The sequence below is a fragment of the Candidatus Babeliales bacterium genome (assembly GCA_040879965.1).
Classification (GTDB): Bacteria; Babelota; Babeliae; order Babelales; family JACPOV01; genus JBBDJI01.
In genome coordinates, this window is sequence record JBBDJI010000012.1 from 87,413 (window position 1) to 105,583 (window position 18,171).

Genomic DNA, 18,171 nt, shown 5'->3' on the forward strand with positions numbered 1-18,171 from the left:
TAGGATGCAATGATAACTATACGTAATACACAACGCAAAATTCAGATTAATGAAAAAAAAATTAGAGAGAATGTGCAACAGATTCTTGATATTCTAGATTATAGTGATTTTGATATTGGGATTTGGTTAACTACTAATAAAACAATTCAAGCTTATAATCGTGATTATCGTAATAAAGATAAGCCAACTGACATTCTTTCTTTTCCTTTTTATCCTGATCTAAAGCCACCTAAACGTATCTATCCAAAAAATGAAGACGAAAAAAACCTCGGCGATATAATTATTTCTCTTGAATACGTGAAAAAAGATGCACAGCGCTTAGGCATCTCATTTGAAAAAAGAATACAAATACTTTTAGTACATGGTATTTGCCATCTACTTGGCTATGATCATCAAACAGATGACGATTACAAAATTATGAGAAAAAAAGAAGCATTTTTATTAAAAAAATTAAATTCTGCATAACTTATTTTTACTTGTTTATAAAAATTTATACAAATAATTGAAATATAGTAACAAATAATAGTATGTTGGCTAAGAAAGCCAGGAGGTAGCTTTGAAGCCGTATACTAAAATGCTATTATTATTTGCAGTTATTTTTATCTCTTTTTATTTGAAGCCAGAAGAATCATCACCTAAACCAACCAATATACATTCTACTGGGCCAACAAGTGTTTTTGTAAATGTACATAATACCAACAACAATAATAACAATAATTCTAATCAACAAAACCAGCACAATGATCCCAAAATTCATAATTCAATTGCTCATGTTTGTTCGTACATAATCCCTAGTTTTATAATGAAAAAAATTCAAAATAAAGAATTATCAGCTGCAAAAACACAAGAAAATTTGATAACTTTGCGCAATTTTATAATCAAGTATTTGATTCTAAATCAATATAAAATTATATTTGGTAGTTGTTTTACTGCTTATGGCTCGTTATGGGGTAATCTTTTATTATCTGCATATTATGTAGCACAAGATCATGGATGGGCTAATTGGAAGAACAATATTGCTTTTGAAATGCTCCGGGCTATTCCACAACAAGAGCTGGGTAAGGAATTGCTCTATGCAATACAAAAAAAATATCAATCACCCACGAATTTAACTGATTTTTTAACACCGCTTATGCTATTTTTAAAAGATATAGAAAAAGAAAAAAAAAAGCTCAATAAATTTTTAAACACACATAAATTAATTAAAGCTATATATTTAAAAAGAATATTTCCTACCCAAGAAAATCTTATTAAAAAAACGCAAGAAAGAATTATGCGATTAGATTATTTAAAAGATGTATTCCTTCATTGGATAACTGATTATAAAATTGCGCTTAATACGCAAAGTCCTGGATCATGAAACTAAATATTTTTATTTTTTGTATTATTTTTGTATTTCAAGTTCATGGTATTTTCTCACCAGAATTTATTAGTACATTTACCAATCCACAACAACCACAGTTTTATGAAAAATATTATACACCTCCACCATCAGAAGCTGATCCGGGTATTTTATTGCCTGCTTGTTTATTAGCAACTATGCTTAATTATGTTTCAATAGGTATTGCGATATATTTGTTTGTTAATAGAGCATATCAATTGCAAAACGAACTTTCTGAAATTCAATCAACTCATTTTTGGCAAGCTCCAATGAATGCCCTTAGAAAATTAAATCGCTATACCCATTGTTTATGGGATATTGGCAAAACTGCATTACAAATTACAATCATCAGATTAATAACAAAATGTTTTATGCAAAATGCGTGTCCAAAAGATTTACGATCACATAGAAATAATAAAAAGCTTGAAATATACGTAACTAATAATCAATTAAAGCCAGCAAATCCTAATTGAGCAAAAAGATATTTTATATCTTCATCACAGAATCTGATACCGGCTCCAAAAAATCCATTTGCATTTTCTTTACTTATAAAATCATCTGCACCAAAAGCCATATATAAATTACGCAACAAGAAAAGTCTATTTATCCATTTGAGATGTGGCCGCTTATCATCAAATCTATCTCGTCCTTTAAAATCAAAAGCTTCAAAAGTAGTAATCCATCTAAATTTATCAGTACCAAAAGGAATGTGAAAATCAACACCAAAACCAGCACTACTTTCAATAAACCCAATTCTAAATGCAAAATCTTTATAAATTTTACCTACTTGCGCACCAAATTTTGCTTTATCCAATGTGCGTTTCCTACGTTCAATTTTTCCAACAAGTTCTGGAATTGCAACACCTTGTTTAATCAATTCACTTGGTAAAAATTCTACACATTGTTCATCATACCAACGTACATCTTGAATACTTCTTTTTATATTTCCTCTTTGTGTCATCACATATTGAAAAAGATAAAAATGATCATCATTTGGATGAATACGAATATCCAGATAGCCTTTTGCATCTTCAAAATTTACATTTTCTGCTGGCCGATACATATATTCACCATGGCTATCAAAAACAATATTTAAATTATCAACTTTATGGAAATATTTTTTTAATGATTGTACGGTTACTTTAATATCATGATAGGTCTCATCTTCATTAATCAGTTTTCCTATCAATCCAGTACCGTTATCTATTTTCTGGGCAACTGAACCGATATTTTTAAAACCATTTCGCGCTTCAACTGCAGCATCTTCTAATGCTAACGCAGTACTTTCTAATCGATTAGCTACTGTTCCTAAATCTTTGTCTATACGACCAGAAACACGTTCAATACTTTCTTTAATTGAAGGTACGGCTTCCTTCATATGATGAATCATATCTTTAAAATCAGTAATCATTACATTAAGATTTTTTTTACCTTGTAGGCCTCCAAAATTTTCTTGTAATGAGTCAGTAACTCCTTCAAGGTTATGTGCTATTTTTGCTACTGTGTGTAAAATACTATCAATAGATGCAGGCGACTTTCCGGGAGTTATTAATGATTTTCCAATAGATAATTGCGGCAATGCTGGATTTCCTGGAAGCAATTCAACATATTTCGCACCAAGTAATCCTTCTTGTCTAACAACCGCCTGAGCATCAAGATATAACAAATAATATTTATGAACCATAATAGTTGCTCGAGCTTGATATGAATTATCGTCAACTAATATAATTTTTTCAACCCAGCCAACTTTTACTCCAGCAATTTTTACATCAGCTTTTTTTTCCAGTCCAGAAACATCGTTAAAAAAAACAGTATATGGATGATATTGCCAACGATCTGGCCTAAATATCCCTAAAAAAATTGTCATATAAAAAAAAATGCTTATAGCGCTGAGAACAAACAGGCCTACTGCCGTCTCTGTTTTAATCTGCAAGATAATGTCCTTTAAAGCCAATATAATTTCTGTATAATAAATTCTTCTTGCGCATCAGTTTTTTTTGCGCGTCTTTCTATAATAGCAAAAATTTTTTGAGTTATCGCGCCAATTTTACCGAAAGATAAAACAGAAAACATCGTTGGCTCAAATGGATTTTGCAATAATTCCTGTGCAAACTTAGGAAGACCTTTGAAATCTTTTCCATAAAAAGGTTGTAATTGTTTTTCCCAAATTTGTGCTGCTGGAGCAGTAAATCCTTTAAATTCCTTTGCAATATCTGTGGCATATTTTAGACGTTTTTCAATATCACCAGATTCTGCTCGTTTTAAATTAAAAAGTGCGCAAATAGAATCTGATAAAAACCATGGTTGCAATGTTTTTTTATTTGAATAAACCGTAAAAATATCAGTTAAATAAATAGGCCGTTTTGCTTTAATTCCTTTTATAGGGGGTTCATAAAATAAAATTTGTGAAAAACTACGTTGAAATTCAGGGATAGTTAGTAACTCAGTTACATCAGTTAATTTATAGTTACGTTGTTTTAAAAATTTCTCAAATGAACTAAACAAATCTTTATCGCTATCAAATTTTCTCATGCTATTAAAAATTTCTTGGAAAAGCTTTTTAGCATCGCCAGCTTGCTTGCCTTCATTTATAAATTTTTTCTGTTCAAAATCAAAAAATTGATTAATATCTATTTTCCCTTGTTCACACATGATAACAATACTTACACTGCCATCAATGCCATCTACTTTTTTATTCAAAGAAAACTCTTGCACTCGATTCAAAACAGGAATTACTCGTTTAAAAATTTCTTTATTATCCTGTTTACCTTCACCAGTTCCTGTTTTGCTTAAAGAGAGTTGACTAAAAGCTAATTGAATACCACCTAACGCTAAAGTTTTTGCTTTTTCTCGTTCGATCATTGTTTGATCAAAATGAATATGAACAGTACCACGATTAAATAATTGTGTCGCAATTATAGTAATAATTGAAAGAATCATAAGTGTTAAAACAAGAATATAGCCTTCTGATTTTTTTATATCATTCATTATGTTTTTTGACCTAACAAATTAATAATTTCTTTAACCGATTGTTTTATTTCTGCTAAAGTCGGTAATTTTTGTCCTTGTGCTTTTTGTTTTTTTTCAGCTTGTTCTTTTGATGGTTCCGGTGGTTTGACCGTTTCCGTTGGCTTTAATTCTAAGCTAGCTTGAAAACATGGCACTTGATACATAAATTCAAACGTACGTGATTCTTCAAATTGATTATCCCAAAAAGTAACCGTGCATTGTATGAAATTAGGAATTTTTGGTTTTTTTTGATCAGGCTTATCGATAGTAGGTTTCCATTCTGAAAGTGTTTCAAATGTAACGGTTTCTTGCTTCGCTTTTTCATCGCTTTTTTTTGGAACCTTAAATATTATTTTGAATTCTTTAATATTATCAATAAGTTTATATTTTTTAATTTTTTTTGGTGCAGTTGGTTTGTAAGCAGAAAATTCAAGCTCTCCTCCTTCTTGCCTTGTTAGGTTAAATGAGCCTTTTTTTTCAGGGTCAGCTTCTAATCGATAGACAACCCGCACTATACGTGGATTAATAATTGCATTTTCTGCATGTTCATAAACACGAATTGGATTAGTTGTTATAAAAGTTAATTCTGCTAAATTGCCTGCTTGATTAGTACTTACAAATACATCTTTTAGCGGCTTTGGTTTTTCTTTTGTTGCCACTTCTTTTTTCTGGAGTCCAGCCTTTTTTTTCTCTTGATCGACCTTTTTTTCAGGTTCTTTTTTTAACTCTTCAATAGCTTGTAGTGGCACAAAAATACCCGTAAAATCTTTTTCTAATTGATTGTTTAATATACTAATACGTGTATTGAGATCCATTATATCTTCAGCAACAACTGAAGTGCGATTTATTTGAAAAAAACTCGTAAACAAAACACTGAGCAATAATGAGCCTAAAAGGAGAACAAGTATTAATTCAATAATGGTATATCCTGGTTTCATGATTTTTGCTTTTCTGGTTTAAATAAAAAGCTAATTAATGTTTCTTCTTCTTTTGCAGATCGCGAATCCCATTGGGCGGTAATATTTTCGATCATAATATTTTTAAATTCTTTAAGTGAGGACTCTTTTGGTGGTCTTTTTGTTGAATAACGAATAGTAGTTTCTGGTTCTTTAATAATTGTTTCCTTAGAAGGTTCTTTTTTTTGTGCCCGCTCAAAAAATACTTGCTGAATTTTATTTTTTAATAAAATAATACGTTCCATTCGTGCCGAAAATTGTACTATGCCTGAAAATGCAGTTGTTTGCAGCAAAATATTGGCCGTTAACAAAGAACCAAGCATAAATACGGCAAGCATAATCTCCATAAAACTTATGCCTGATTGTTTATGGTTTTTGAAATGTATCATATTCTCTAAATTGTGCGCTAAAGGGATTTAAAACTAAACTTATTGTTGTTGGCCTACCAGCATCTAATTGGGCGGTATCAACAAAATTTATAATAACTTCTTGTGCGAGCCCATCAGGAGCAATATAAAACCAAACTTGTTCGGTTTTAATACCAGGCCGCGCAATTAATTCTTTACCTTCAACAAAAAATTGCTTGATTTCAATATTTTCAGTCCATTGATAGGTACTATTTAAGTATGAAATTTTTATTGGCTCAAACAGTGGTTTTGCTTTTTTATCTTTCTTTTCAGATTCGATTTCGACTTGTACTATTCTTTTTTCTAAATCAAATAATACCCGATGTGCTCGTTGGGTAATCAAAGCTTGTTGCCATGATAAACGAACTAATCCAGTAAGCCTACTTAAAAATTCTTTTCTTTTATAGCCTGGTATCACGTTTTGTAAATTAGGAACAACAATGGTTGCCAAAAGCCCAATTAGCATAATGACAACCACCAATTCTAAAAACGTAAAACCTTTTTTTACAGATCCCATACACTTATACGTTCTTCTGCTGACCCTTCAGGACCTTCTGATCCATAGGAATATAATTCATACGGATGTTTTTTACCTGGAGTTACCTTATAATAAAATTCATTGCCCCAACCATCTTTTGGCATTTTTTCAAAGGCAGGTTTCCATCCTTTTATTTCACCTTTAGGCCGTTCAACTAAATCTCTTAAACGGGTTGGATATTTATTATGTTGAATATGATATAAATCAATTGCACTTTTTACTGATTTTAAACTAGCCTTAGTAGCACTTTCTTTTGCTGTACCAACAAATTGCAAGTAAGCAAATCCAGCAACAGAAGCCAATATCCCTAAAATCAATACCGCTACAACCAATTCCATAAAAGTAAATCCTGGTTGCACTATGCGTTTTTCTTGCTCTGCGTAAGTCATAATAATTCCTTTCTTAGAATTGTATTTGCGTTAAATTTACTATCGGTTGTACTACCGATAATACAATAAAGCCAACCACAACACCCATAACAATAAGCATAATTGGTTCTAATAATGCAGATAACGTATCTGAGTATTCGGTTAAATCATCTTCATAATTTTTTGCAACCGTTAATAACATAAAATCTAACTGCCCACTCTGTTCACCAGTATTTATTAAATAAATAGCAATCGGCGGAAAAATATTAGTCTGTTTTAAATACTCAGCAATACGCCCTTGCTTGATAATTTTATCGCGCGCTTCTTCAAGCGCATCAGATAAAATACGATTATCAATGATATTAACCACAATATCAAGTGATTCTGCTAAGTTAACGCCACTTTCTACAAGCATGCCAAGTGTTCGTGAAAATTGCACGACTGCACTCATGCGTGCAAAATAACCTACTATTGGTAGTTTTAATTTTATTTGATCATATAATCGTGCGCCTGCTGGCGTTGATCGCCAATAACGAAAAGCCAATATCAAAATAATAATTATACCTATAAGAATATACCAATAATTAATAAGAAAATCAGACAATCCCATTAAGAATCGTGTCGTTAATGGTAATTCAGCACCTTGCGCGGCAAATGTTTGTACTAAATTGGGTAACACTAAAGTAAGCAATGCAATTACTACTAAAACAACAACGCTTAATTGAATTATTGGATAACGCAATGCTGCTTTAACTTTTTTAGTTACCTCTTCGCGCCGTTCCATGTATTCAATAAGACGTTCTAAGATAATTTCTAATCTTCCAGTAGCTTCACCGGCACGCACCAGTTGAATATAAATGTTATCAAAAACTTTAGGAAATTGGGCTAACCCGTGTGCAAGCGACTGCCCTTCTTTAATGTTATCTCGTAAATCAATAATAATACGTTTTAAACGTCCTTCAAATTGTTCTACCAATAATTCTAATGCTTGCAATAACGGAACGCCAGATTTGAGCAAAACAGCTAATTGCTTAGTAAATAATATTTTATCTTTACTGGATACGCCACGCATAAAAAATTGCAAATAACGTCTCCAACCAACAACCATTTGCTCACGCGTCTGCTCAATTAATGTTGGATAAAGCCCCCTTTTAGTAAGTTGTTCCCGTGCGCTTTCAACCGTTGACGCATCAATGGTTCCACGAGTACGTTTGCCATCTTTTGATAAAGCTTGATACAAAAAAAGAGCCATTAAATCCTTAAATCAGTTAATAATTTTTTCTTTTCAATTCTTTAGTTGCACATTACTATTTTCTTGATAGAATACTTTTTAAGTATTGTATACCTTTCTTGTTACAAGGAGTAGCGCATGAAGGTAAAATTTTTTCAAGCATTATTTATTATAGCATTATTATTCATTCATAATGCAAAAGCAAATAGTAATCAATATTTTATTGATTCAGTCAATGAAAGTTCTTTAACTGAGACTGATGAAGCATTAAACTTGTTTTGCATTCCCATAAAATTTACTAAATCTGGTATTAAATGCTTTTTAAAGCATACATTTTCACGTAATGAATATTCGGAATTTTTATCTCATGACTTTTTTCATTTAATAGAATTTTTGCAATATGGTAAAGATAGTCATCAAAATACTATATTTTTACAATCAACTATTCGCCTTTTTTGCAATAAGGTAAAAGGCTGTAATTATGTAAGTGCTGATGCATTCTCGAATACCATTGAACGCTTTCCAGCATTATTAGAAACATATTTTGTTAGAAAACCAACTTCTATATTTACTGAAGCAAAAAATACGATAAAACGATTATTATATTCTACTTTTCTTTCCAAATTTGTTTTCTTTAAAGAAGATCCTGATAATTTTTTTGATGGGTTATCAGGCGATATTATTGAAGCATTAAATAATACAAGTTTTATACAAAAGCATATTGATAACGAGCAATTAAGACAAAGTGTTCTTAAGTTTTTAGAAATTACATTAAATAAAGTTATTTGGACACCGTTAGATCAAGAAGAAGTATGGCACTCCGTTAAAAATATTTCTTATAAACTTGAAGAGCTTGAAAAAAGTAATATCATCAATCAAGATGAATTAGATGACCTTTTTCAATCATTGCTTTGTCGTTTTATTCACTTCCTTGATATCGCTGGTTCCGATCTTTCGACTGATGCTATTGCATTGATAAAAAAAGATATTGATGAAGGTAAATTATTGTTTTTAACACTTGAAGAACAAGAAGAATTTATTGAACCTAAAATAGCGCGTCTTAAACGAACATTGCAAATGGTGGAAACTCGTATTATTGCGCAAAGCCGAGGTTTGGTACCTTGTGCTTCAATTTAAATTTTATTCTATCACACAAGCAAAAAATCATATCTTTTAGAAAGTATGAATAACTAATAGAGCCTCCAGACATTACGCTCTTTATTTTTGATCTAAAGTAGGAATTTCACTGAGATCCAGTCGCACCCAAAGTTGTTGTAATTCTTCATAAGTTAATTGCGCAAAACCCTTATGCAAATAACCATTTGTAGGATCAATATAAAGACCTTTCGCTAATGTTTCTTTTTTTTTGTTTTTTGGTAACTGATTGAATTGTGCAATAAAATGATCAATATATTCTTGTTTAGACTTAGCTGTCTTTTTAATGATAATTATTTTCCATGGATCAATAGCTTTACTATTATTATCTTTCATTGCCATCATAACATTTATGGAATTGTATAAAGTTAATCCAAGAATAGTTATATACAATCGACTCATAGGTCCCCTTTAAAAGTTTAAAGTAAACGTTGCACCATAAGTGTTTAATAGTAATGCACGTTCGCCATTAAATGGTAGCTTATAAAACAATGATAATTGTGGTTTTATAGCACTTTTTTCACTTATATCACATTGAAAATCATATGACAATTGAAAAATCACATGATGAATTGTCCATTCCTGCAAGCTTTCTGCCGTATTGGCTATCTCATTTGAAAATTCATTTGTGCATACTGATAATGTATCCTCGCTATGCTTCCAAAATTGATAAGTAGCGCGCGCTGATAATCCATGGAATACCCGATATGCTTCTAAATATAAATTGAAACGTTGCGTGAATCCAAAATCTTTATAAGTTGGCACTTTTGCAAGTAATAAAAATTCAGTCTGATCTTGTTGTACTTTTATGCGACGATCACGAGTATTACCAAATAAGGTAAGAAATTCGATATCAATACCACCACGAAAAACATTAAACCAGTTCAAATTAATACCGCCAGCAAAAAGTAAGCCAGCAGAACCATCAAAACCAAAAGGCACAGTCAGTATATCATCTTCATCTTTTTTTATTCCTGTTGGAAAACTAAATCCAACACGAGCATTTAATGAAACATTTTTTAAAATTGGTTTACCTTGTGGAAAATTACGATACCATTCTGCAAGGAAAAATAAATCTCCTGGCCCAATTTTTTCCCAACCCATAATATTTAAATTAGGGTCAAATTCTCTAATGCGCTCTTTTAACTGACTTGTAAGTTCTTCGCGCACAATCATATCTGCTGCATTGTTATTGTAAGTTAAGTCTACAAAATTAACATTTTTAAGCCGCATTTGATAAAAAGGTAAATGCAAACCTACTGTTAAATTATGTGGTAAATGATAACGAGCACCAATCCCAAATCCTTTGGCTTTAAAATCTCCCGTTACTCTAAAATTACCACGTACGCCATTATCAGGTGGATTACCTAAATCATTTATTAAAAATTGGGTAATAGGGCTCGATGAATTAAATCCTTTTAACATCGCCAAAGCATCTTGTGTTGGTGTCCATAGTTGCATTACGTTTACTTCATTCCCTTCTGGATTATAACCACGTGCTTTATAGCCAATTTCCACCCAATCAGTCCATTGAAAGTTTTCACCGCACCAAATTGGCGGTCGTAAATTAATATCATATGGCCGAAAAAGATTAATGCCAAAAATAGTAAAACTCTCTTTTGAAGCGCATAAAAAAATAAAAACTAATAAAATATATATTCGATTTTTAACATGCATAGCTGCGATCCTTATTATTGATAAATACACAGGCCAAAATCACCAGCTATAAGCCAGTTGCCTGTCAAAGAACTTTTTAAAATTGGTTGAATCCAGTTATTGCCAGACCATTTCAATCTAACGGTATATCCTCGAGAAGAAGGAATAAGTTTGCCTCCAACAAAACCAGGAATGACGTGTAACAATGGAAATCTATCATTTCGACAACTAACATGAAGTAATCCATCCGTCGCAAAATTATTTCGATATCCACCAAAATTTATAAAACTCGTTTCTTGATCTTTAAAACAATAATCCCCAACCAATTGCACTGTTTCATTGTTAACACCATAGATTGACACATCTTTGATAAACAATCTAAAAACTTGCGAATTATTCTGGGAAGCTACATTGCTTAAAACATACACTTGACCATTAAGCCCGACATCAGCTTGATTATTCGAACAGCATAGTGGATATAACTTGGTGATGAATAAATTATCAATAGGCAAATGTACTGGTACCCAATTAGCTTCCTGATGATTTTTTATAGAACGAATATCTTTGCCATTTCCAATACGTATTAAACCTCTAGTAGTTCCTAGTAAGCCTAAGCTTTTTGAAACAAGCACATCGGTAAATTTTACCTGCAATTGTTTGGCATCTGCGAGTAAAACAGACTTAGATAAAGTCCCTAATTGAGAATGTATACATCTTTCAAGAGAATTCCGTGTTAAAATATAAAGATGTTCATTATCATGTATAATTTTTTGTACATAACGACAGTCGCCAATCTTATCAAATACAATTCGTGTAGAATCTACAGAATTTTCTGCTTGACTTTCTAATAATGGATATAAATTAGAAGAAATTGCCACACCATTAACACCACCAACTAACAACCTAATGCCGCAATCATCTTCTATCATGTCTGCAGCTAGAATCGGCCCTAGCTGATCAAGAACTGGATTTTGTAATGTAAAAATGGATTGATGTGTACCAATAGTTGTTAATATAACTTTTTTATTGCCAGTCGCTACTAAAATTGCAGATTCTTTGCAAAAACTAGGAATAAATTCAAATAAATTTTGTACACCACCAGTTTCTTTTGGAAATTCAGTAGTTATTTTACTTTGTAAAATTCTTAACTGGTTATCTTCAATTTGATCTTGCTCACATACCCAACTAGATTTTGTCAAATTGATAAAATTGTTTTCAGTCTTTTCTAAAAAAACTAGTGCACTATTGTCTTGATCATATTCAATTCCTAAAATATTTCTTGATCCAGTGGGCATAGGTAACCATGAAGTCCATGATACAATTTTCCCTTCTCCATCAAATAATGCTTGAGAATATACAATACTTGTGATTCTTTTTCCATCTCCCCTAAGAGCTACAACACAATCCCATAATGAAAATATTTCTACTATATCAGGAAGCTCAATACCGGCACCAACTTGTACTGACTGATCTAAATCTGAATAAAAATCTTCTGGTGCTTGTACCGAATCATATAGTAAACGACCACGAAAGCGTGAATATTTTTCGCGATAAAAACGAATATCTGGTACACATTGTTTTTGCGCAATTGCACCATGATCTTTATCTAACAATAACTTTTTAGAAAGATTTTTCGTACTTTTATTAATTAATGGTAATGCAAATATTTTTTTCTTTGCTTGTTCCGGCTCACCATTGCCACCATGAATAATTAAATATGGCAAACCAGTACTTGTATGTAATGTGTTTACTTTAAATAATGAAACTGATTTATTAGGACCAACAGCACCTATAATATTATTATATTGTTCACTAAATGCATCTGAGTTCACTATTGGATAAATATAAAGCTTATCTTCATAAATAGTACCCACCAACAATGCACATGCCCCTTGGTGGTTTTGTGCATTGTTTTTTGTTTTTATCTGTAAAGGAATGTAGAGCCGACTAAAGATTTCATCCCAATAAAGATTAACTTCCGAACCAATTATTTCTTCAAGCCCACCTGAAATATCAATGGGATTATGATCAAGCGTATAAGCATCAATTGGATATGGTTTATTTTCTCTTGAAGCACCCGTTCGCGCATTTAAAATATTAAGGAAAAATCGCCGTTCATATTCATCTTCTTTATTTTCTTCTTTTGCACTTTCATCTTTCTTTTTTTGCTCTTCTTTTTCTTTTTCAGATTTTTCTTTTTTTACTACTTCAATATCAAATTTAACTACAGAAATTCCGCTGCCATATTCACCCCATTGGCCGTCATGTGGTTTTACAGCAGTAAAAATATAATGTCCTATCCTATCTGGTGAGGTACCAGTCATACCCCAAGAGATACCAACTATTTCGCTTGTTTTCAAACTAGAGTTTAGGTCTTTTGATTCTTTAGCATCATGTATATCATCAGTTGAAAGAATTGCCATACTTTTTTCTTTAGTTTGGAATTGATCAACAAAATGTAATTTTGAACTATTTTGCGTTACTACTATAGGATTATTATTATGCATCATTAAATAAGAGATTGCTTTATTATAAAATGGATTTATTTGATTTTCGCAATGATTCAGCGTGACTTTTTCAGATGCCAAAGGAGTTAAAACGCCTTTTGTATAATGTGAAAGTGAAAGCTCTTTCATGCCAGATTGATCTGATGCTAAATAAATAAAATAAGGAGACATGAATGCACATTTACCAACATCAAAAGCAATTGGTTCGATTTGCTGTACGGATTTTTCTGGTTGATTCTCTTGATCAGCTATTGCTAAACCAGTAATTAAAAAATTTATGAGTAAAATTTGTACAATTTTTTGTTTCATGAAAGCTACCTATTTATTATCAATTATTAACTTGTCTTTGTAGCGCTTTAGTTTACGATAAATTTTAAAAAGTATCACGGCTTATCAATCATATTATAATACACGAAAAAACTATTTATTTCCAAATAATAAAAGTTATGGTATATATTAGTATATTAATGCATAATATTTTTTGAATTTTGTTGCTAAGGATGCAATATGCATGCAAAAATTTTTTCTGCCACAACTATCGGCGTTGATGCCCATTTAGTGCAAGTCGAAGTTGATTTATCTCTCGGCATGCTTCAGTTTTTTATTGTTGGTTTGCCTGATACTGCGATCAAAGAAAGCAAACAACGCATTTCAACCGCGCTCAAAAATAGTGGCATTCGCTTACCTGAACGAAAAATAACTGTGAACTTAGCTCCCGCAGATTTAAAAAAAGAAGGTACTTTGTTTGATTTACCAATCGCTGTCGGTATTTTGCAAGCTGGCAACTTTCTTGAATTAAATGCACAACTTCTCAATGAAACGCTTTTCTTAGGAGAACTTTCACTTGATGGCACAATTCGCTCTATAAAAGGAGCATTACCAATTGCTTATGATGCACACCGTTTACAAAAAAAACGTATTATTGTGCCAAAAGAAAATGCTCCTGAAGCAGCGTTAATTAAAAATATTGAAGTTATCGGCGTTTCACATTTAGTTGAGCTAATTGGTTATTTACGCAATGAATTAACGATCAATCCCACTATCAATTCTTTAAAAGAATATACCACTAACCAGAAGATTCATTCTATTGATTTTGCACAAGTTAAAGGACAACATCAAGCAAAGCGAGCGCTATCAATTACAGCTGCAGGTAGGCATAATATTTTATTTATCGGACCGCCTGGATCTGGTAAAACTATGCTTGCCAAACGATTACCAACTATCATGCCTCCAATGGAATTTGAAGAAATTCTTGAGACCAGCAAAGTTTATTCCATCAGCGGAAAATTAAATGGTAAAGCTTTAATAACTGAACGGCCATTTCGCAACCCACATCATACTATATCACAAGCAGGACTTGTTGGTGGTGGTTCATTTCCACAGCCAGGCGAAATTAGCTTAACACATAATGGTATTTTATTTTTAGATGAACTGACTGAGTTTAAACGCACCACGCTTGAAGTAATGCGTCAGCCACTCGAAAATAAAACCGTATGTATTTCACGTGCAATGCATACCATAAATTTTCCTGCTTCATTTTTATTAGTAGCCGCACTCAATCCATGCCCGTGCGGATTTTTAGGTGATAACAAACGAGTATGCCAATGTTCAAGCCATGCGGTACAAAAATATTTAGAAAAACTCTCAGGACCATTGCTCGATCGTATTGATTTGCAAATTAATATTCAATCCATCGAATATGATACTATTAAAGAAAAAAATGCCAGTGGACCAACTTCAGTAGAACTATATAATAAAATAGAAAAAGCAGTTATGGCACAACGCAACCGATTCGGTACTACTTCAATGTGGAATGCTTTTATGACACCAGATCTAATCGAAAAACATTGTATATTAACTGAAAAAGCAGAAGACTTAATAAAAAAAGCTTTTGATAAACTTAATATGAGCATGCGTGGATATCATAAAATTTTAAAAGTCGCGCGAACGATTGCTGATTTACATGAAAGTGAACATATCGAAGCCGACCATATTAAAGAAGCAATATTTTATCGATCACTAGATCAAACCCTTGAAAGAATTAAAAAATGATTCTCGCCATTGGGATCGATTCTGTAGAATGTGCAAGATTTGCTCATTGGCATCAATATTCTTTAAAGTGTTTATCTTCAATATTTACCTCCGAAGAAATAGCTTATTGTTTGAACAATGAAAAAAAACAACAAGAGCGGCTTGCTGCACGCTTTGCCGCTAAAGAAGCTTTTTATAAAGCATGGAGCACGGCCTTTCTGCAAGAAAAAATCCCTTTAAGAAAAATTATGCGAAATACAGAAGTTATTAAAAATCCTAATGGATCAGCAGGACTTTCAATTCATTTACCAGAAATTTCAATAATTGTAGAAAAAAGTCAAATTAAATTTCATCTTTCGCTTACACATACTAATCATTATGCAACTGCTTTTGTTATTTTAGAAAAAAATACGAAGTAGCTTCTTATAAAACACATAAAAATTATTTCTCAATTTTTTTTTGTGCTTGTTCTAGCAATGAAATAATATCCTGAGCGTTTTTTGTTTTTGCAATACCTAATGCAGTTAATTCACGAGAATTTTTTAAATTAATATTAATATTTGGCTGCGCTAATAAAAATTTGACCAATTCGAGGAAATTATAGCGCACAGCCCACATTAAAAAGGTATTATTACCAATAGCTTGAAAATTGACATCAAAGTCACTTTTTAACTTAAAAAGAATTTTTATCATATTGAGTATATGTTTTTCCTGTAAGTTTAATTTTTTTATAGCAGTTGAACCAAAAAAAATTCTAAACAACTGTGCTTTAAATTCTGTTGCATTTTTTTCTTTTTCTTCTGTAGTCTTCTTCAATAAAAAATTTCGAGCTTTAGGAATACATGCGGTAAGAAGAAAAATTGGAGATAATTCAAATATTTTTAATGATTCTTCAAAATATTCTGCTAATTTTTCAACTGATTCTCGATTATTTATAAACTTATTAAATTCCTTGTTAACTTTAGCAAAGGAAGATAAATCTTCAAGAGATGATCCAATATCATTTAGATTAACTAATTGATTAACAATGCATCGCTTTAACTCAATCGGCAATTTACTTAAATAATCTTTGTTTTGTTTTTCTTGCCCATTTAAATAAGATTGCGTAGCAGCAATAAAGCTAAAAATAAAAATAACTTTAATAAAATTTCGGATTTCCAACAATATATCCTTATCAATAAAACTTTTTTTGCTTTAATGATAAGGATATATTTTTTTTAAATTTAAAATAGGCTCATTGAAGATTATTCTTCTATAACAATTACCTTACTAGGTTTTGCTTTATAGATTGCTTTCACAATCTCTTGATTCCCTTTTTCCTCTGCAATATCTAACGCTGTTTTAAAGTCATTATTTCTCAGTTCTACATTGATGCCTGGCTGCTTTAATATAAATTCTGCTACTTTTGGTAAATTATATTCTGCAGCATAGTGGAGCAATCGATTGCCGTTAAATTGCACGGTTCCAGTGTTAATATCAAAGCCCAAACTTAATAAAACAAACTGCATGAGATTTATAATTTGATTTTCATCTAATTTTAAATCTTTTAGTACTCCCGATTCAAAAGTTTGAAATAATACTGGTTCTATGTTTTCAAGAAGGAATATTTCTGCAATCTCTTCCCCATATTTCTTTTTATCGGCAGCAAATTTATTCAGAAAATATGAACGTGCTCCTGCAAGTTCTGATGAAAACAACAGCATTAAAGCATCAAATGGTAGAGTTGCAAGCTTTTCATCCTTTTCTTGCAAACTAGTTATAATTGCACTTAACGCTCTTGAATCTCCAATTAATTCATTCAATTGCCTATTGACCTGTGAAATATTTTTTAAGCATTTAAGTGATTGACCAAAATCTTCTGTACCAACGAGTAATGAGACAATTTTTTGTTGAATTTCTAGAGGTAAACCCTCAAAGCTAATACCCTGGCAACTTTCTTCAGTTTCCACTGAGGAAATAGAAAAAGTTAAAACAACAAGAAAAAATAAAACAATTAATTTATTATTAAAAAACTTCATTACAATTTTCCTTTTCAACCTATTAGGGGTATTGCCCTTCTGCAACTATTTTTTCACTTCTGCTTGCTCTATTAATTTCACAATTTCTTGATATCCTTTTTCTTTGGCTATATCTAACGCTGTTTGTGCTTCATCATATTCAATAATATTAATATCAATATTTGATTGCGCTAGAATAAAACTAACAACTTTAGGTAAATTATACTTTGCTGCATAATGTAATAATGTATTATTATCTATTCCAGTAGAGTTAATATCCATACCTAAATTTAAAAGAAGTCTTATAAGATTAACAATTTGATCTTCAGTTAATTGTAAACCTTTTATCATACCTAATGAAAAAACTTGAAGTAATCCACCTTCTAGATGCCGTTTAATAATATATTCCCCAAAAATACTGTGTTGCTCTAAAAGATATTTACGAGCTCCTGGCAATTCTGCAGCAAGCAAGAAAATCCATTTATCCACAGAAAGAAAATATTTTTTATCCTTATTATCCAAAGCTTTTGCAATTGCCTTGAGTGTTCTTTTATCATTCAGCATTTCATGCCATTGCTTATTGACTTGGGAAAGATTGGCTAAACACTTAAGTGCTTGACCAAAATTATCGGAACTAGCAAGAAAAGTTGCTATTTTTTCTTTTGTCTCTGAAGGCAATCCTTCAAAAAGCCCCACTTCACATTGCTCGTATTTCTCTGCCTCCATAGCATTGATAGAAATGGTTAAAACTGCAAGAAAAAACAAAACAATTAACTGCTTATTAAAAAATTTCATAAAACGCCCTCTTTTTAAACCATATTCAGCTAAACAATATACACCACGCTTTATAATTAACCATATCGCTCTTAACTATCATTATAATTCTTTTTGAGTTTAAACAGCAATAAAACAGCTCTGTTACTACAAACTTACCC

Annotated in this window: 19 protein-coding genes; 6 read left to right on the forward strand and 13 right to left on the reverse strand. The window is 31.5% G+C overall.

Annotation, left to right across the window (positions count from 1 at the left end):
• Positions 1-9 precede the first annotated feature (9 nt).
• The 3 genes from ybeY (at position 10) to WDZ41_02825 (ending at position 1,854) form a co-directional block, all read left to right on the forward strand.
• Entirely contained in the window at positions 10-465 is a 456-nt protein-coding gene (gene ybeY, locus WDZ41_02815) for an rRNA maturation RNase YbeY (GenBank protein MEX0940265.1), read from the forward strand.
• A 91-nt stretch (positions 466-556) separates the two neighbouring features.
• Positions 557-1,360, forward strand: a complete 804-nt coding sequence (locus WDZ41_02820; protein ID MEX0940266.1) for a hypothetical protein — start codon at positions 557-559, stop codon at positions 1,358-1,360.
• Entirely contained in the window at positions 1,357-1,854 is a 498-nt protein-coding gene (locus WDZ41_02825) for a hypothetical protein (GenBank protein ID MEX0940267.1), read from the forward strand. The genes WDZ41_02820 and WDZ41_02825 overlap by 4 nt, the downstream gene beginning before the upstream one ends.
• Here the strand turns inward: WDZ41_02825 and WDZ41_02830 are convergent.
• The 7 genes from WDZ41_02830 to WDZ41_02860 form a co-directional block, all read right to left on the reverse strand.
• Positions 1,827-3,248: an MlaD family protein gene (locus tag WDZ41_02830; protein MEX0940268.1), complete on the reverse strand. Its 1,422-nt coding sequence runs from the start codon at positions 3,246-3,248 to the stop codon at positions 1,827-1,829. The genes WDZ41_02825 and WDZ41_02830 overlap by 28 nt on opposite strands.
• A gap of 77 nt (positions 3,249-3,325) precedes the next feature.
• Positions 3,326-4,369, reverse strand: coding sequence for a hypothetical protein (locus WDZ41_02835; protein MEX0940269.1), 1,044 nt, complete (start codon positions 4,367-4,369; stop codon positions 3,326-3,328).
• A complete protein-coding gene (locus tag WDZ41_02840; protein MEX0940270.1) occupies positions 4,369-5,328 on the reverse strand; it encodes a hypothetical protein in 960 nt (319 codons plus the stop codon). The genes WDZ41_02835 and WDZ41_02840 overlap by 1 nt, the downstream gene beginning before the upstream one ends.
• Positions 5,325-5,735, reverse strand: a complete 411-nt coding sequence (locus WDZ41_02845; protein MEX0940271.1) for a hypothetical protein — start codon at positions 5,733-5,735, stop codon at positions 5,325-5,327. The genes WDZ41_02840 and WDZ41_02845 overlap by 4 nt, the downstream gene beginning before the upstream one ends.
• Positions 5,713-6,270, reverse strand: coding sequence for a type II secretion system protein (locus WDZ41_02850; GenBank protein MEX0940272.1), 558 nt, complete (start codon positions 6,268-6,270; stop codon positions 5,713-5,715). The genes WDZ41_02845 and WDZ41_02850 overlap by 23 nt, the downstream gene beginning before the upstream one ends.
• Positions 6,258-6,680 carry a type II secretion system major pseudopilin GspG gene (gspG, locus tag WDZ41_02855; GenBank protein MEX0940273.1) on the reverse strand — a complete coding sequence of 141 codons (423 nt, stop codon included), beginning with the start codon at positions 6,678-6,680 and terminating at the stop codon, positions 6,258-6,260. Before gspG ends, WDZ41_02850 begins: the two co-directional genes overlap by 13 nt.
• Before the next feature lie 13 nt (positions 6,681-6,693).
• Positions 6,694-7,911: a type II secretion system F family protein gene (locus WDZ41_02860; GenBank protein ID MEX0940274.1), complete on the reverse strand. Its 1,218-nt coding sequence runs from the start codon at positions 7,909-7,911 to the stop codon at positions 6,694-6,696.
• Between the two features lie 117 nt (positions 7,912-8,028).
• Between WDZ41_02860 and WDZ41_02865 the strand changes: the two genes are divergently transcribed.
• The gene (locus tag WDZ41_02865; GenBank protein MEX0940275.1) at positions 8,029-9,027 is read left to right on the forward strand and encodes a hypothetical protein; all 999 of its coding nucleotides are present in this window, start codon (positions 8,029-8,031) and stop codon (positions 9,025-9,027) included.
• Between the two features lie 81 nt (positions 9,028-9,108).
• Here WDZ41_02865 and WDZ41_02870 read toward each other — a convergent pair whose 3' ends face one another.
• The 3 genes from WDZ41_02870 to WDZ41_02880 are packed head-to-tail and all read right to left on the reverse strand — an operon-like array spanning position 9,109 to position 13,517.
• Positions 9,109-9,447 carry a hypothetical protein gene (locus WDZ41_02870; GenBank protein MEX0940276.1) on the reverse strand — a complete coding sequence of 113 codons (339 nt, stop codon included), beginning with the start codon at positions 9,445-9,447 and terminating at the stop codon, positions 9,109-9,111.
• Between the two features lie 9 nt (positions 9,448-9,456).
• On the reverse strand, positions 9,457-10,722 hold the full coding sequence (locus tag WDZ41_02875) for a hypothetical protein (GenBank protein MEX0940277.1): 1,266 nt from the start codon (positions 10,720-10,722) through the stop codon (positions 9,457-9,459).
• A 14-nt stretch (positions 10,723-10,736) separates the two neighbouring features.
• Entirely contained in the window at positions 10,737-13,517 is a 2,781-nt protein-coding gene (locus WDZ41_02880; protein ID MEX0940278.1) for a hypothetical protein, read from the reverse strand.
• Between the two features lie 198 nt (positions 13,518-13,715).
• Between WDZ41_02880 and WDZ41_02885 the strand changes: the two genes are divergently transcribed.
• Together WDZ41_02885 and acpS are read left to right on the forward strand one after the other, a co-directional pair.
• The gene (locus WDZ41_02885) at positions 13,716-15,260 is read left to right on the forward strand and encodes a YifB family Mg chelatase-like AAA ATPase (protein ID MEX0940279.1); all 1,545 of its coding nucleotides are present in this window, start codon (positions 13,716-13,718) and stop codon (positions 15,258-15,260) included.
• Positions 15,257-15,658 (forward strand): holo-ACP synthase, encoded by a 402-nt coding sequence (gene acpS, locus WDZ41_02890; protein ID MEX0940280.1) that lies wholly within the window; start codon positions 15,257-15,259, stop codon positions 15,656-15,658. The genes WDZ41_02885 and acpS overlap by 4 nt, the downstream gene beginning before the upstream one ends.
• 22 nt (positions 15,659-15,680) lie before the next feature.
• On the opposite strand, the gene WDZ41_02895 is transcribed toward acpS, so the two are convergent.
• From WDZ41_02895 to WDZ41_02905, 3 genes are all read right to left on the reverse strand, one after another.
• A complete protein-coding gene (locus tag WDZ41_02895; GenBank protein MEX0940281.1) occupies positions 15,681-16,400 on the reverse strand; it encodes an ankyrin repeat domain-containing protein in 720 nt (239 codons plus the stop codon).
• A gap of 83 nt (positions 16,401-16,483) precedes the next feature.
• Positions 16,484-17,257, reverse strand: coding sequence for an ankyrin repeat domain-containing protein (locus tag WDZ41_02900; GenBank protein MEX0940282.1), 774 nt, complete (start codon positions 17,255-17,257; stop codon positions 16,484-16,486).
• Between the two features lie 45 nt (positions 17,258-17,302).
• Positions 17,303-18,031 (reverse strand): ankyrin repeat domain-containing protein, encoded by a 729-nt coding sequence (locus tag WDZ41_02905; protein ID MEX0940283.1) that lies wholly within the window; start codon positions 18,029-18,031, stop codon positions 17,303-17,305.
• Between the last annotated feature and the right edge of the window lie 140 nt (positions 18,032-18,171).